Below are 15,363 nucleotides of genomic sequence, written 5' to 3'. Positions count from 1 at the left end.
ATGCTGACGGATGCCGCACTCACAAGTCTCGCCGAAAGGCTCCGCCAAAGCCGCGGCATCGCCGCCAAGGCCGACATCGCGGCTGTTGCCGCCGCGCTCGACCTCTCGGGCGGCGACGCCATCGCGGTGGGGGACGACTGCGCGGCGATCCCGGAAGGTGACGGCTACACTCTGTTCGCGATCGAAGGCTTCATGAATGAATTCGTCGCCGCCGATCCCTGGTTTGCCGGCTGGTGCGGCGCCATGGTCAACATCTCGGACGTCGCTGCGATGGGCGGACGGCCGACGGCCATTGTCAACGCGATCTGGTCCAATGGTGCGGACAAGGCCGCGCCCATTCTCGAAGGACTGAAAGCTGCCGCGAAGACATTCGGTGTGCCCGTCATCGGCGGGCACACCAATGTACGCAGCAGCCAGAGCCAGTTTGCCGTCGCGATCCTCGGCCGCGCCAGGCGGCTGCTCACCAGCTTCGACGCCAGGCCCGGCGACAAGCTCATCGCGGCGATCGATCTTCGTGGCCGCTACCGTGAGCCTTTTGCGAACTGGGAGGCGGCCACCGACGCGCCCGCGGAGCGGTTGCGCGGCGATCTGGAGATCCTGCCATCCATTGCCGAGGCGGGGCTCGCACTCGCAGCCAAGGACATCAGCCAGGGCGGTATCGTCGGGACCGCGGCGATGCTGGCCGAGTGTTCGCAAGTCGCCATCACGCTGGACGTCGAGGAGATTCCGATTCCCGTCGATGCGCCGCTCGAGCGCTGGCTGCTCACGTTCCCGAGCTTCGGCTATCTCCTGTCGGCGAAGCCCGACTCCGTCGACGAGATCCTGTCGCGCTTCCAGCGACGTGGCATCGCGGCGGCTGCGATCGGAGAGGTCAGTGCGGGAACATGCGTGGACATTCGCGACCGCTCCGGCCGCGCAACGGTCTGGGACTTCGCGACGCAACCGCTGATTGGCTGTGCGCCAGATCACAGCCATCAGCAGCGGAGCGTGGCATGAGCGGCGGCTCGTCCCGGCTTCGCATCGCGATCCTCACCCACTCGACCAATCCGCGAGGCGGCGTGGTGCACGCGCTCGCGCTTGCCGACGCCCTTGCGGAACTCGGACATAGGCCGGTCGTGCATGCGCCCGACCCCGCAGGCAAAGGCTTCTTCCGCCGCAGCGTCGCCGCGACGCGCTCCGTGCCTGCGTCGCCCGCCTCGAGTGACGTCGTCGCGATGGTCGAAGCGCGCATCGAGGATTATGTCAGGTACTTCGAGGATGCCGCAAATCGGCAATACGACGTCTTCCATGCCCAGGACGGCATCTCCGGCAACGCGCTCGCGACGCTGAAGCAGCGCGGCCTGATTCAGCGCTATGTCCGCACCGTTCATCACATCGATGCATTCAGCCACGAGCGGCTCTGCGAACTCGACCGTCGCTCGATTGTTCACGCCGACGGCCTGTTCGTCGTCAGCCGGTTCTGGCAGGCGCAGCTGAAGGCGGAGATGTCGCGCTCGGCGACGCTGGTCGGCAATGGCGTCGACACGGCACGCTATTCGGCTGCTCCGACATCCGCCGACCAGGTGCTGCGCGCCCGGCTCGGCCTTCGCGCGGGCCCAATCCTGCTGTCCATAGGCGGCGTCGAGCAGCGCAAGAATACGCTCGGCATTCTCGATGCCTTCCGGCAGGTGCACGCCGTGCACCGGTCCGCGCAGCTCGTCATCGCCGGCGGGGCTTCTCTCCTTGACCATGGTCTCTACCGACAACAGTTCAAGTCGCGGCTGCGCGATGCGGGACTGCCGGCGGATGCGGTGATCGAAACCGGTCCGCTGATGGATGCCGACATGCCATCGCTGTTTCGCCTGGCCGATGCGCTGCTGTTTCCGTCCTTGCGCGAAGGCTTTGGCCTCGCCGTGCTGGAAGCGATGGCCAGTGGCGTGCCGGCGGTGGTCTCGCATATCGCGCCTTTCACGGAATATCTCGGCCCCGATGATGTTGCCTGGTGCGATCCGCATCACGCAGGCTCGATCGCGGATGCCGCCCTCAGTGCGCTCGCCGAGCCCCTGCGCTCGCGCCTGATCGCGAATGGCGCCAGGGTCGCCAGGCATCACGACTGGGGCCGCACCGCCAGGGCACACATTGCGACCTATCAGGATCTGCGCGAGGTGCACTATGCCTGAGATGCACTTCAACGTGCGCTGGCCCGATGAACGGATAGAGGCCTGCTATTCGCCCTCGCTTGTCATCAAGGATCATCTCGTCGCCGGCACGACCTATGGGCTCGACGATTTTCGCGAACGCAGCCGCGTTGCGCTGACGATTGCGGCCGAGCGTGTCCGTGAGAAATACGGCTTTCTCTGCTCGCGCGCGCTCGGCCAGCTTGCCCGGATCGAGGCGACGGCCGTGCAGTTCGAGGCCACGCCTGGCGCTTCCGTCACCATCGTCTCGTTTGAAGAATAGCAGGAGCTGATCATGCCTGACCTTGACACTCACTATCCGGTCGTCGTGATCGGGGGCGGCCAGGCCGGCCTTGCGATGAGCGCGCAACTCACGGCTCAGGGTATTGAGCATGTCGTTCTCGAAAAGAACAGCATCGCCCATTCCTGGAAGACGCAGCGTTGGGACGCGTTCTGCCTCGTCACGCCGAACTGGCAATGCCAGCTTCCCGGCTTTCCCTACGCCGCCGGTGATCCGCATGGCTTTATGCTGCGCGATGAGATCGTCTCCTACATCGAGAATTTCGCCAGGCACATCGATGCGCCGGTCCACGAAGGTGTCGCCGTCACGCGCCTCAGGCAATCTGGCCGCGGTTTCATGCTCGAGACGACAGCCGGCGAGATCGCTGCGGATCGCGTCGTGCTGGCCGTCAGCGGATATCACGTTCCAAAAGTGCTGCCGTTTGCCGACCGGCTCGATTCATCGATCACGCAGATCCACTCCTCCGCCTACCGCAATCCGGATCAATTGCCGCCGGGCGAGGTCCTCGTGGTTGGGAGCGGGCAATCGGGCTGCCAGATCGCCGAGGATCTACATCTGGCCGACCGCAAGGTGCATCTCGCTGTCGGCAGCGCGCCGCGGTGCCCGCGCTTCTATCGCGGCCGGGACGCAGTCGACTGGCTTGACGATCTCGGCCAGTATGACCTGCCCGTCGACAAGCATTCGCTGAAGGAGGGCGTTCGCAAGAACGCCAACCATTATTTGACCGGGCGGGATGGCGGCCGCGACATCGACCTGCGCAAATTCGCCCTCGAAGGCATGAAGCTCTACGGTCGTCTCAGGGATGGCCGCGGAACCAAATTGCAGCTTGGCGATGATCTTCAGATCAATCTCGACAATGCCGATCGGGTCTACAACGGCATCTGTCGAATGATCGATGAGCACATCGCAAAGAATAGAATAGCCGCGCCTGTGACGCCTCACTATGAGCCCGTGTGGTCTCCCACTGCTGTGCCCACGGAGCTCGACCTCGCAGCGAGTGGCATCAGCACTATCATCTGGACGACCGGTTTCCGGTCTGACTGGTCCTGGATCGACCTGCCGATGTTCGATGGCACCGGTTATCCGACCCACAAGCGGGGCATCACGTCGGTCGACGGTGCCTATGTGGTCGGCCTGCCGTGGCTCTACACCTGGGGCTCGGGCCGATTTGTCGGCATCGGGCGCGATACAGAGTTTGTTGCCGATCACATCAAGGAGCGATCGAGCGCATCGCACGCCGGCACGCATCAGGCCGTCCCACGCGAGGCCTCGCAATATGCAGCGAGAGAAGCCGTGTAGCCTCGCTGCGCGCTCTACACCGCCGCCCGTGTGTTGAGATAGATCGAATACAGCGAGGTCTGGCCGCAGATGTAGAGGCGGTTGCGGCGCGGGCCGCCGAAGCAGACATTGGCGACGATCTCGCCGATCGCGATCGTACCGAGATGCTTGCCATCGGCTGCGTAGCAGAACACGCTGCGGCCCGCCGAGGTCCAGATGTTGCCATGGATGTCGCAGCGGAACCCGTCATAGAGGCCGTCCGGGCAGGTGGCGAACAACGAGGCTTCCCCGACTGTTGGCCCCTTGACCTCGTAGGACCAGATCGTCGGCGGAAGCCCGCGGACATGGGTCGCGCCGGTGTCGGCGACATAGAGCCGGGTTTCGTCCGGCGAGAAGGCCAGCCCGTTGGGCTGGACCCGGTCGGACACGACGCGCGTGATGGCACCCGAACTGCCGTCGATCCGGTAGACGTTGGAGGCGCCGATCTCTGACGGGCTTTGCTGCCCTTCATAGTCGCTGTCGATGCCGTAGGTCGGATCGGAGAACCAGATCGAATTGTCCGATTTGATCACGACGTCGTTGGGTGAATTCAACCGACGACCCTCGAACGCATCCGCCAGCACGGTGATCGCGCCATCGTGCTCGGTTCGGGTGACGCGCCGCATGAAATGCTCGCAGGTTACGAGCCGCCCCTGGCGATCGGTGGTGTTTCCGTTGGAATTGAAGCTCGGCGCGCGGAACACCGACACTGAGCTGTCGGTCTCGTCGAAGCGCATCATCCGGTTGTTTGGAATGTCGGACCAGATCAGGTAACGCCCGGCCGGAAAATAGGCGGGGCCTTCAGCCCAGCGGCAACCGCTGGTGAGTTTCTCGAGATTGACATGGCCGAAGACCAACCGCTCGAAGCGAGGGTCGTGGGCGACATAGGGGAGCATGCATCCTCCTTGATGAGCCGCAGATTCTTGGAGCTGCCTGCGTGCCGTCCGTAGTTTGATCGACCCTGCCAAATTTGCAAGCGTGCTTCACTTCAAGGGCGCATCGCGGCAGAAACGAAATGCCCGGGAATAGGCCCCGGGCATCACGCGTTTGCGAAAGCATTCTTCCGATATTTACTGCGACAGCTTCACAAAATTCGGAAACTTCAGCTTGCCTTCCGCGACCTTCTCCGGCCACACCGTGACTTGCTTGCCGTCCTGCCACTGGAAGACGAGACCGGTGACCGCGCCGGGACCGTACTTGATGCCGTGGGTGAACTCGTCGTCCTTGCCGTAGAACTGGATTTTTCCAATCGTGCCCTCGAAATCGGTCTTCTCCAGTTCAGTGACCATCTTGTCCGGATCGGTCGAGCCGGCGCGCTTGATCGCATCAGTGATAATGTAGACCTCGTCATAGGCGGTGTAACCGGTATAGGCCGGCGGCATGCCGAACTTGGCCGCGAACGCCGCCGCGAACGGCTTTGTCTTGGAGGTGACGGCGACGTCGGCCGTCGACACCGCGAACGACGGCACGCCGTCGGCGGCGCCATTGGTATCCTTCCAGAAGGTCGGGCTCAGCGCCTGGGCGCTGATGCCGAACATCGGGATCGGCACCTGCTGGTTCTTCCACTGCACCGTCGGCTGAACGCCGACATGGGAGATGCCGGTGACGATCACGTCCGGCTTCTTGGCCTCGATGTTGTTGAAGATCGGCGTGAAGTCGGTGGTGTCAGGCGAGAAGCGCACATGCTCGACGACCGTCAGGCCGGCCTTGGGCAGGCAGGCCTCGTAGCCGATGTCGAGCGGCTTGGTCCAGGCGGCGTCCTCGCTCATGATGGCGACTGTCTTCATGTGCATCTTGTCGACCAGGAGATCCTTGGCGGCGTCGCAGACGATCTGGGCCTGGGCCGCCGAGGTCAGATAGCCATGGAAGGAGTACTTGTTTTTCTCATAGTCGTTGTGGATCGCCTTGGTGATCTCGTTCGAGGCGGCGCCCGGCGTGATCAGCGGCATCTTCAGGCGAGCTGCCCAGGGCTCCAGCGCGAGCACGACCTCGCTGATATAGCTCGCGATCACCGCAGAGACCTTGTCCTCGCTCACCGCGCGCTGGAAGGCGCGCACGGAGTCGGCCGAGGAGCTCTTGTTGTCATAGGTGACGATCTCGACCTCGCGGCCGAGGATGCCACCCTTGGCGTTGATCTCGTCGGCGGCGATCTGCGCGCCGCCGGGTGTCGCAGCACCGGCGATCGACTGCACCTCGGCAATGACGCCGATCTTGATCGGATCGTTCGCCTGCGCGTAGGCGGGGGCGGCGAGGCACAGCGCCAGCGCGGAGGTGAGGAGGCTGCTGCTCAAGATGGTTTGTGGTCGCATGGTCGTTTCCCTTTGCTTGTTTTGTTATTGATACGCGCGAATTAGAGAAAGTCGGCGCCGGCCTCGGCGGCGAAGCGGCCGGGATCGCCCTCCCAGACGATCCTGGCGTGCTCCAGCACATAGACGCGGTCGGCATGCGGCAGCGCGAAGGTCACGTTCTGCTCGCCGAGCAGCACCGTGATCGACGTGGTCTGCCGCAGCCTCGTTAGTGCCTTCGACAACAGCTCGAGGATGACGGGCGCGAGCCCCAGCGTGGGCTCGTCCAGGATCAGGATCTGCGGCTGCATCATCAGCGCGCGGCCGATCGCCAGCATCTGCTGCTCGCCGCCGGACAGCGTCTGTGCCATTTGGCCCTGTCGCTCTTTCAGGATCGGGAACAGCTCGAACAGCCAGGCGAGCTGCGCCGCGCGCTTGTCGTCGGCTAAATGTTGCCCGCCGAGATCGAGATTTTCCCGCACGCTCATTTCGCCGAACAGCTCGCGCGATTCCGGGCACTGCACGAGGCCGCTGCGAGCGATCTTCGCGGGGCTGGTGCCGCGCAGCTTTTCGCCACCGCGCTTGATCTCGCCGCTATAGGGCAGGAAGCCGGAGATGGCGTTGAACAGCGTGGTCTTGCCGGCGCCGTTGAGGCCGACGATGGAGACGAACTCGCCCTCGTGGATGTGGATCGAGACATTCTCCAGCGCCTGCGCCTTGCCGTAATGGACGCTGACATTCTCGACCTGGAGCAGCGGCACCTTGTCCTTGAAGCTGGTCTCGGGCCGCGCATGGGTCTCGATGGCGCCGCCGAGATAGACCCGGCGCACGGTCTCGTTCTTCATGACGTCCTCGGCCTTGCCGGTGACGATCTCCTCGCCGAGATACATCGCCAGCACGCGGTCGACCAGCGCCGCGACGCTCTTGACGTTGTGGTCGACCAGCATCACGGCGCGGCCGTCGTCGCGAAAGCTGCGGATCAGGTCGGAGAAGACATCGACCTCGCCCCGCGTCAGCCCGGCGAAGGGCTCGTCTACCAGCACGACCTTGGGATCGCGCGCGATCGCCTTGGCGAGCTCGAGCCTTCGCAGATCGGCGAAGGGCAACGTCGGCGGGCGGCGGTTCATGACGTTGCCGAGGCCGACGCGATCGGCGATCCATTTGGCGCGCTCGACCAGCGCCTTGTCCGGAAACAGCATGAACAGGCTGTCGGGCAGCAGCGCCACCATGATGTTCTCCAGCACCGTCTGCCGATTCAGCGGCCGCGAGTGCTGGAACACCATGCCAAAGCCTTTTCGCGCGATCTTGTGCGCGGGCAGGCCGGCGACATTCTCGCCCTCGAACACGACTTCGCCTGCGGTCGGGCGCTCGATGCCCATCACGCTCTTCATCGCGGTGGATTTGCCCGAGCCGTTCGGCCCGATCAGGCCGAAAATCTCGCCGCTGTTGACCTCGAAGCCGAGGTTCTTCACCGCCGTCAATCCACCGAAGCGTTTGGTCAGGCCGCGGACTTCGAGCACGGGCCGATTTGAAAGCCTTTGATCCATTACGAGCGAGCCTCGCGCGAGAGGGCCGCTCCGAGGAAGCCGCCGGGGAAGAACAGGACGACGAGGAGGGCGACTGCCGAGACGATGAAGGTCGCAAGCTCGCCGGTCGGCCGCAGGAATTCGCCGGCGACGATCAGGAAGATCGCGCCGAGTGCGGCCCCAAGCACTGTACGCCGTCCGCCGAGCACGGCCGAGACGATCACGTTGACGCCGACCGCGACGTCGACGACGGTGCCGACCGAGGCGGTGCCAAAGTAGAACACCAACAGCGCGCCCGATAGCCCGGAGAAGAACGCGCTGACGATGAAGGCCGCGAGCTTGTGCTTGACGATGTTGAAGCCGAGCGCGCCGGCCTGCACCGGATCCTGGCCGCTGGCTTGGAGCACGAGCCCGATCGGCGATTGCGACAGGCCGTAGAGGATCGCCGCCGAGATCGTCATGAAGCCGAGTGCGATCCAGTAATTGGCGCCGGCATTGATGGTGATGACGTCGGGGATGGTCAGCCCGATCTCGCCGCCGGTGAGGTCGGCGAACACCACGATGAAGTTCTGCAGCATCAAGACCGCGACAAGGGTGGTCAGGCCGAAATACGGCCCGCGCACCCGCAGCGCCGGCAGCGCCAGCACGAGGCCGGCGATGACGGAGGCGAGCGCGCCGAGCACGATGCAGAGATAGACCGACCAGCCGAACTGGGCATTGAGAATGCCGGCGGTGTAGGCGCCGACGCCGATCAGGAAGGTTGGACCGAAATTCACTTCGCCGGCGAAGCCGAACAGCAGGTCCCAGGCCATCGCGAACACGCCGAAATAAAACGCGACAGTGAGGAGCCCGAGCACATAGCCGGAGACATAAAGCGGCAGCGTGGCTGCGATGATCACGAGCGCCAGCGAGACGAAGAACAGGCGCGAGGTAAAGAAGCTCGCCATCTCAGCGCCTCCCCAGAAGGCCCTGGGGCCGGATATACATCACGAACACGAGCAGCAGCAGCGCCGGAATGGTGCGGTAGGCCGGCGACACCAGATAGGCCGTCAGCGTTTCGAGATAGCCGACCACGAAGGCCGCGATCAGCGAGCCGGAGACGCTGCCGAGGCCGCCGAGCACGACGATCGAGAACGCGCTTGCGGTCAGCGGCCCCACGCTGTAGGAGCTGACGCCGAGGAACATGCCGAGCAGCACGCCGGCGATACCGGCAAGGATGCCGTAGATCCCCCACACCACGATGTAGATGTTGGTGAGCTCGAGGCCGAGCAGGGTGACGCCGCGCGGGTTCATCGAGGCCGCCAGCACCGCCTTTCCGGTGCGGGTGCGGTTCACCAGCAGCCACAGCAGCGCGATCACGAGGCAGCACACGATCGCGGTGAAAATCTCGTTCTTCGGCGTGCGCACGCCGAGCACGTCAACGACGCCCTCGACAATCGGCAGCACCGTCTTGGCGTTGTTGGTGAAGAAATAGGCGATCAGCTCCTGGATCATGATGCCCCAGAGCAGCGTTCCCGTGAGGACGAAGATCTCCTTCTCCTCGTTCGGGATGCGCCGGGAGTCCTGGATCGGCTTCACCACCGCGAAGTAGGTGGCGAACGCCGCGAGGAGGGCGACGCCCACTCCGATCAGCGCGCCGGCATAGGTGCCGACACCAAGCACGCTGGCGGCGGCCCAGGCCGCCACCGCTGCCGCCACCATGATGGCACCGTGGGAGAGGTTGAGCACGCCGGAGACGCCGAAGATCAGTGTGAAGCCGGTGGCACCGAGAGCGTAGAGGGCACTGATGGCAAAGCCATCGATCAGAATCTGGAAAGCTCGCATTGATGATTGGCCAAGAGTCCTGACTGGAGGGAAGGTGCCGCGGAAGGCCGCAAATAGAAGCTCCCGGGAGGTGGTCCCGGGAGCATGTCCGATCAGTTGCCGAGCTTGATGAAGCTCGGGAACTTGATATCGACCTTGGCGACGTCCTTCGGCCAGACGGCGCTCTGCTTGCCGTCCTGCCATTGCAGCATCAGCCCGGTGATCAGGCCCTTGCCGTATTTGATCGAGTGCGTGAACGGATCGTCCTTGCCGTAGAACTGGACGCGGCCGATCGTGCCTTCCCAGTCGGTCTTCTCCAGCGCATCGACCAGCTTGTCGGCATCGGTCGAGCCGGCGCGCTTCACGGCGTCGGCGATGTAGTAGACCTCGTCATAGGCGGTGTAGCCGGCATAGGACGGGTAGTTGCCGAACTTCTTCTTGAAGTTTTCCGCGAACGGCACCGACTTCGGCGTCACGGCCACGCCGGGTCCGGAGACGCCCTGATAGAGCACGCCTTCCGCCTCCTGGTTGCTGTCCTTGCCGAAGGTCTCGTTGGTCGCCTGCGAGGAGATGCCGAACATCGGGATCGGCACCTGCTGGTTCTTCCACTGCACCGTCGGCTGCACGCCGACATGGGAGATGCCGGTGATGATCACGTCGGGCTTCGATCCCTCGATCTTGTTGAAGATCGGGGTGAAGTCGGTGGTGTCGGGCGAAAAGCGGATGTGGTCGAGCACCTTCAGCCCGATCTTGGGCAGACATTCCTCGTAGCCGACATCGAGCGGCTTGGTCCAGGCGGCGTCCTCGCTCATGATGACCGCCGTCTTCATGTGCATCTTGTCGACCAGCAGGTCCTTGGCTCCGTCGCAGACCGAGAGCGCCAATGCCGCCGAGGTCAGATAGCCGTGGAAGGTGTACTTGTTCTTCTCGTAATCGGCATGGACGCTCTTGCTGATCTCGTTGGAGGCCGCACCGGGCGTGACGAACGGCGTCTTCAGCCGCGAGGCCCAGGGCTCCAGCGCCAGCACCACCTCGCTGATGTAGCTGGCAATGACCGCGTTGACCTTGTCCTCGTTCACCGCACGCTGGAAAGCGCGCACCGAGTCGGCCGAGGAGGAGTGATTGTCGTAGCCGATGATCTCGATCTTGCGGCCGTCGATGCCGCCATTTGCGTTGATCTCGTCGGCGGCGAGCTGCGCCGCCTGCGGGATCGATGCGCCGGCAATCGCCTGCGCTTCCGCGATCACACCGATCCTGATCGGATCGGCTGCAAAGGCCGGGCCTGACGCTGCCAACACTACGCCGGTCGCGGCCGCACCAAGCACACTTCGCAATGCACCAGAGAGTGCGTTATTCATATTGTTCTCTCCCTTGAACCAAGCTTCTTTTGAGCTATTGGGGCGGGACTATAACGACGAGAGAATCCCCGGCAAGTGAAACTGTATTCAGGATTGTACGATGGGGACTAAAGTCTAGCGCTGCGCAAAATGCAGGCAGAGCGAACCGACATTTCGCACGCAGGCATGCAGATTTCGGCGATGGGCATGCGAGCGCATCGCAGGTTGGCGTTGAGCCGGCTCAGCGCGCTTGCAGCAGCGATGGATCGAGCGGCGCGAGCCGGGCGGGATCGAACGGCGCGAGATCCACCTCGCGCGTTGTGCCGTCCGCGATCAGCTGCGCCATGGCCTCGCCGGTCGCGGGCGCATTCAGGATGCCCCACACATTGTGTCCGGTCGCGACGTAGAGACCGTCGCTCTGCGACACCCGGCCGATCAGCGGCAGGCCGTCCTCCGTCACGGGACGGAAACAGGCCTGCTGCGCGATGATCTTGTCGGGACGAAACAACGGCGATAGCCGCTGCGACATGGCTTGCAGGCGCGTGATCGCATCGCGGTCCGGCGTCACCGCCGCCGGATCGAGCGGCAGCGGCGCGATGTCGGAGAGTGCGGTGACATGCGTGCTGCCGTCGGCGCGCGGAAAGACCTCGATCGACACAGTGCTGCGATCCGTCTCGCATTCCAGGAACAACGCATCGGCCGGCACGTTGGGGCCGATGTCGTACACGATACTCGGGCTGCGCTGGCCATAGACAGCGGGCAAGCTCATCCATTGCGCCGCGAGCAGCGACCATGGTCCCATCGCGATCACGACGGCATCGGCGTCAATGATGCTGCCTTCGACCGCGACACCCTTCGCGCGCGTCGCATCGCGGACGATGCCGGTGACGCGGCCCCGGCGAAGCTCGGCGCCTTGCGAGAGCGCCGCGTTCATCACGGCTGACGTGAATTTTTGCGGATGAACGATCGCAGTCGTCTCGGTCGTGCCGATGCGTTGTGTGATGACGACGCCGTCGCTGAGCCAGCCGAGCACGGATGGCGTACTCCGGCGCGGATCGCCATCGGGAGCCACATAGCCGGCATACGCGCTCATCGGGCGGTAGCCCCAATCGCCCGCGATCTCCTGGGGTAGTTGTGCGTGAAGTGCAAAACTGCGCCGCGCCAGGCCATCGAGCGGCGTGCCTGCGCACCAGTCGCGCGCCAGAAAGCCGCCGGCCTTGCCGGAGGCCGCGGCCGCCACTTCAGCCCGTTCGACGACGATGACATCGACGCCGCGGCGGCGGAGGAAGTAAGCCGTGCAGGCTCCGATCACGCCGCCGCCGCAGATCACAACGCGCATGGCTTGTTTCCTGACCCGGGCCTACGCTTGAGGAGACGACCTAGCTCGAATAGCCGCGTTCCAGGGCATGGCGCTGCTGGTAGCGGTCCAGCGCCCGATGGACGAGGCGCGTCAGCAGCTCTCCATACGGCACGCCCGAGGCTTCCATCATCTTCGGATACATGCTGATCGAGGTGAAGCCGGGCAGGGTGTTGATCTCGTTGAAGCAGAATTCGCCGCTCTGCCGATCGAGGAAGAAGTCGACCCGCGCGAGGTCGCTGCATTCGAGCGCCGCGAACACCTGCACCGCGAGCGCGCGCACGCGCTCCATCTGTGCCGGGTCGAGCCTGGCCGGAAGATCGACGCGGGCGCCGTCGGGATCGAGATATTTGGCTTCGTACGAATAGAATTCGTGATGGGCGTTCGGATTGAGTTCGCTGGCGACGCTCGCAAACAGCGTGTCGCCGTCGAGCACCGCGACCTCGATCTCGCGGGCGTCGATGCCCTGTTCGACCAGCACCTTGACGTCATAGCGAAACGCATCATCGAGCGCAGGCCCGAGTGCATCCCACGTCTTGACCTTGTGAATGCCGACACTGGAGCCCATGTTGCACGGCTTGACGAACACCGGAAGGCTCAGCCCCTCGACCGCCCCGGCGAGAGATGCGGCGCGGTCCGCGGCGAAGGCCTTGCGGGTGAGCACGCGATAGGGCGCGACCGGAACGCCGGCGAATTCCGCGAGCCGCTTGGCGACATCCTTGTCCATGCTGACGGCGGAGGCGAGAACGCCCGAGCCGACATAGGCGACCTCGGCCAGCTCCAAAAGGCCCTGCACGGTGCCGTCCTCGCAAAGGGGGCCGTGCATGACCGGAAACACGACGTCGATCTCGATCGGGCCTGTCGCGCTTTCGGAGATCGGCACGAGAACGCCGCGTCCGTCAGCCCCTCGGGCGAGCCGCATCTCGGGTGCATCGGGCAGGATCGGCAAGGCCGCCTGCGCCGGATCGATCCTGGCAAGATCGTTCCACTGCCACCGGCCGGTCTTGTCGATGGAGACCGGGATCACCTCGAAGCGCGCGCGGTCGAGATGCCTGAGCACGGAGGCCGCCGATTTCAGCGAGACCTCGTGCTCACCGGACCTGCCGCCATAGAGAACAACGACGCGAATTTTGTTTGCCATGGCTCAATTATCACGCGCCTTGTCTGGAAGTCACGCGTTGCGTGCGGAGAACTAGATCGATCTGGATGCCAAAAGTTCTCGGGCGCGCTCGAGATCGGCCAGCGTGTCCACGCCCAACGGCTCCGTCTGGATCACCTTCGCGTCCATCCGCATGCCGTGCTCGATCGCTCGGAGCTGTTCGAGGCTTTCGCGCTGCTCGAGGACGCCGCGTGGGAGGCTGACATATTTCATCAACGCCTCGCGCCGATAGGTGTACATGCCGACGTGATGGTAGTGCTTGCCGGAGCCAGCGGGGATCACGGCCCGGCTGAAGTAAACCGCGCGACCGATGGTTTCTCCCGGGTGAATCGCAAGGGCGATCTTCACAACGCTCGGTGCCTGAAGCTCGATAGGATCCTCGATCTCGGTGGCGAGCGTTGCGATCGCGCATTCGGCATGTCGAGACAACGGCTCCATCGTCGCCCGTATCGTCGCCGGATCAATGGTCGGCAGGTCACCCTGAAGGACAACAACGACATCGTAGGCCGTTTCCGCGTCGATCAGCTGCAGTGCAGCGTGTGCACGATCCGACCCCGTCGGGAGAGTCGAGTCAGTCAGGACCGCACGGCCGCCCAAGCCATCGATGACATCCACGATGGCTTGATCGCCACAGGCAACGACGACGGGGCCGATATCGGCCTCGAGACCTCTTCGCCAGACGTGAACGATCATTGGCTCACCGTTGATCTCCGTCAGCGCCTTGCCTGGGAGCCTGGTTGAACCAAGCCGGGTGGGTATGATCACGATCGGACGCATTGAAGCCTTCTTCCTGAATAGGCACCGTAGCGCGCAAGTTTGAGGCGCCAGCGGGGCACGCTGGCGCCTCGTCGCAATTCAGCTCACGCCTGCTCAGCCCGGCCCTGCACCTTGCGTCGCCGTGAACACCGCGTAGAGCGACTGGCTCGCGGCCATGAACAGGCGGTTGCGCTTCGGCCCGCCGAAGCAGATGTTGCCGCAGACTTCCGGCAGTCTAATGCGGCCGAGCAGCTTGCCGTCCGGCGACCATGTCGTGACGCCATTATAGCCGACGGCGCGACCGGCATTGCTGGAGGCCCAGACGTTGCCGTTGACGTCGCAGCGCACGCCGTCCGGCCCGCACTTCACGCCGTCGATCACGCAATCGGAGAAGCGCTTTCCGTTGGACACCTTGTTGTCCGCGCCGACATCGAACACAAAAATCTCGCCATTGCCGCCCGGTCCGGTGTCGCCCGGTCCCTTGCCGGTCGAGACGACGTAGAGCTTCTTGAAGTCAGGCGAGAAGCACAGCCCGTTGGGATCGGGCACCTGCTCCTCGGTGACGACGAGATCGACGCGGCCGCTTGGGTCGATGCGATAGCAATTGGTCGGCAGCTCGCGCTTGCCCGGTGTAAAGCCGGCCGGCTGCCCGATCCGCGGATTGAGCTTGCCGCCTGCATTGCTCGGTCCGCCTGCCGCATCGGGCTCGCCTTCATAGAGCTGGCCGCCATAGGGCGGATCGGTGAACCAGTAGCTGCCGTCGGGATGCGCGACGACGTCGTTCGGCGAGTTCAGCTTCTTGCCGTTGTAATTGTCGCACAGCACGGTGGCGGTGCCGTCGTGCTCGTAGCGCGTCACCCGACGGGTCAGATGCTCGCCTGAGAGCTGGCGGCCCAGGAAGTCGAACGAATTGCCGTTGGAATTGTTGGAGGGCGCGCGGAACACGCTGACGCGGCCGTCATCCTCGCTCCAGCGCATCTGCCTGTTGTTGGGAATGTCGCTCCAGAGCAGATACCGTCCTTGCGCGCTCCAGGCCGGACCTTCCGCCCACAGCAGGCCGGTATGAAGCCGCTTGATCGCGGTGTTGGGCTGCGCCAGATCGTTGAAGGAGGGATCGACCGCGATGATATCGGGGTCCCAGAAATAGGTGGTCGGCGCGCCGTTGGGGCCGAAGTCGCGCGGTGGTGTGGTGATCGTCGACGGCGGGGCGGCAGGTCCGGTCTGGGCCAGCGCGGTGCCCGTTCCGGCGATCGTGGCCGCGGCACCGAGCGCAAGGCCCTGCACCAGCGTCCGTCGTGAAAGCGCAGCATCCTGCTCACGCTGCTGTTGGCGTGTCATTCGCGTCCTCCCGGGTCATGTCAGCTGG

14 protein-coding genes are annotated in these 15,363 nt (G+C 64.3%); 4 read left to right on the top strand and 10 right to left on the bottom strand.

Annotated features, from left to right (window positions below):
• The 4 genes from V1280_RS18385 to V1280_RS18370 are packed head-to-tail and all read left to right on the top strand — an operon-like array spanning nucleotide 1 to nucleotide 3,756.
• Nucleotides 1–996 (top strand): sll0787 family AIR synthase-like protein, encoded by a 996-nt coding sequence (locus V1280_RS18385; protein ID WP_334526844.1) that lies wholly within the window; start codon nucleotides 1–3, stop codon nucleotides 994–996.
• Nucleotides 993–2,159 (top strand): MSMEG_0565 family glycosyltransferase, encoded by a 1,167-nt coding sequence (locus V1280_RS18380; RefSeq protein WP_334526841.1) that lies wholly within the window; start codon nucleotides 993–995, stop codon nucleotides 2,157–2,159. The genes V1280_RS18385 and V1280_RS18380 overlap by 4 nt, the downstream gene beginning before the upstream one ends.
• Nucleotides 2,152–2,439 (top strand): MSMEG_0570 family nitrogen starvation response protein, encoded by a 288-nt coding sequence (locus V1280_RS18375; RefSeq protein ID WP_334526838.1) that lies wholly within the window; start codon nucleotides 2,152–2,154, stop codon nucleotides 2,437–2,439. Before V1280_RS18380 ends, V1280_RS18375 begins: the two co-directional genes overlap by 8 nt.
• A 12-nt stretch (nucleotides 2,440–2,451) precedes the next feature.
• Nucleotides 2,452–3,756: an MSMEG_0569 family flavin-dependent oxidoreductase gene (locus tag V1280_RS18370; RefSeq protein ID WP_334526835.1), complete on the top strand. Its 1,305-nt coding sequence runs from the start codon at nucleotides 2,452–2,454 to the stop codon at nucleotides 3,754–3,756.
• Nucleotides 3,757–3,770: 14 nt separating this feature from the next.
• On the opposite strand, the gene V1280_RS18365 is transcribed toward V1280_RS18370, so the two are convergent.
• The 10 genes from V1280_RS18365 to V1280_RS18320 form a co-directional block, all read right to left on the bottom strand.
• Nucleotides 3,771–4,670 (bottom strand): SMP-30/gluconolactonase/LRE family protein, encoded by a 900-nt coding sequence (locus tag V1280_RS18365; protein WP_334526832.1) that lies wholly within the window; start codon nucleotides 4,668–4,670, stop codon nucleotides 3,771–3,773.
• Nucleotides 4,671–4,844: 174 nt separating this feature from the next.
• Nucleotides 4,845–6,083 (bottom strand): ABC transporter substrate-binding protein, encoded by a 1,239-nt coding sequence (locus V1280_RS18360; RefSeq protein ID WP_334526829.1) that lies wholly within the window; start codon nucleotides 6,081–6,083, stop codon nucleotides 4,845–4,847.
• Between the two features lie 41 nt (nucleotides 6,084–6,124).
• Nucleotides 6,125–7,606, bottom strand: coding sequence for an ATP-binding cassette domain-containing protein (locus V1280_RS18355; protein ID WP_334526828.1), 1,482 nt, complete (start codon nucleotides 7,604–7,606; stop codon nucleotides 6,125–6,127).
• Entirely contained in the window at nucleotides 7,606–8,532 is a 927-nt protein-coding gene (locus V1280_RS18350) for a branched-chain amino acid ABC transporter permease (protein WP_334526826.1), read from the bottom strand. Before V1280_RS18350 ends, V1280_RS18355 begins: the two co-directional genes overlap by 1 nt.
• Nucleotide 8,533: 1 nt before the next feature.
• The gene (locus V1280_RS18345; RefSeq protein WP_148778570.1) at nucleotides 8,534–9,409 is read right to left on the bottom strand and encodes a branched-chain amino acid ABC transporter permease; all 876 of its coding nucleotides are present in this window, start codon (nucleotides 9,407–9,409) and stop codon (nucleotides 8,534–8,536) included.
• Nucleotides 9,410–9,501: 92 nt separating this feature from the next.
• Nucleotides 9,502–10,746: an ABC transporter substrate-binding protein gene (locus V1280_RS18340; protein WP_334526822.1), complete on the bottom strand. Its 1,245-nt coding sequence runs from the start codon at nucleotides 10,744–10,746 to the stop codon at nucleotides 9,502–9,504.
• A gap of 220 nt (nucleotides 10,747–10,966) precedes the next feature.
• Nucleotides 10,967–12,064, bottom strand: coding sequence for an NAD(P)/FAD-dependent oxidoreductase (locus V1280_RS18335; RefSeq protein WP_334526819.1), 1,098 nt, complete (start codon nucleotides 12,062–12,064; stop codon nucleotides 10,967–10,969).
• Between the two features lie 40 nt (nucleotides 12,065–12,104).
• On the bottom strand, nucleotides 12,105–13,223 hold the full coding sequence (locus V1280_RS18330; protein WP_334526816.1) for a D-alanine--D-alanine ligase family protein: 1,119 nt from the start codon (nucleotides 13,221–13,223) through the stop codon (nucleotides 12,105–12,107).
• Between the two features lie 51 nt (nucleotides 13,224–13,274).
• The gene (locus V1280_RS18325; protein WP_334526813.1) at nucleotides 13,275–14,018 is read right to left on the bottom strand and encodes a 3-deoxy-manno-octulosonate cytidylyltransferase; all 744 of its coding nucleotides are present in this window, start codon (nucleotides 14,016–14,018) and stop codon (nucleotides 13,275–13,277) included.
• A gap of 93 nt (nucleotides 14,019–14,111) precedes the next feature.
• Nucleotides 14,112–15,335: an SMP-30/gluconolactonase/LRE family protein gene (locus V1280_RS18320; RefSeq protein ID WP_334526810.1), complete on the bottom strand. Its 1,224-nt coding sequence runs from the start codon at nucleotides 15,333–15,335 to the stop codon at nucleotides 14,112–14,114.
• Nucleotides 15,336–15,363 lie beyond the last annotated feature (28 nt).

It is taken from the genome of Bradyrhizobium sp. AZCC 2230 (genome assembly GCF_036924495.1).
GTDB lineage: Bacteria > Pseudomonadota > Alphaproteobacteria > Rhizobiales > Xanthobacteraceae > Bradyrhizobium > Bradyrhizobium rifense.
The sequence above is the reverse complement of the archived record's forward strand: the minus strand, read 5'-3'. Positions and strand labels throughout refer to the sequence as shown.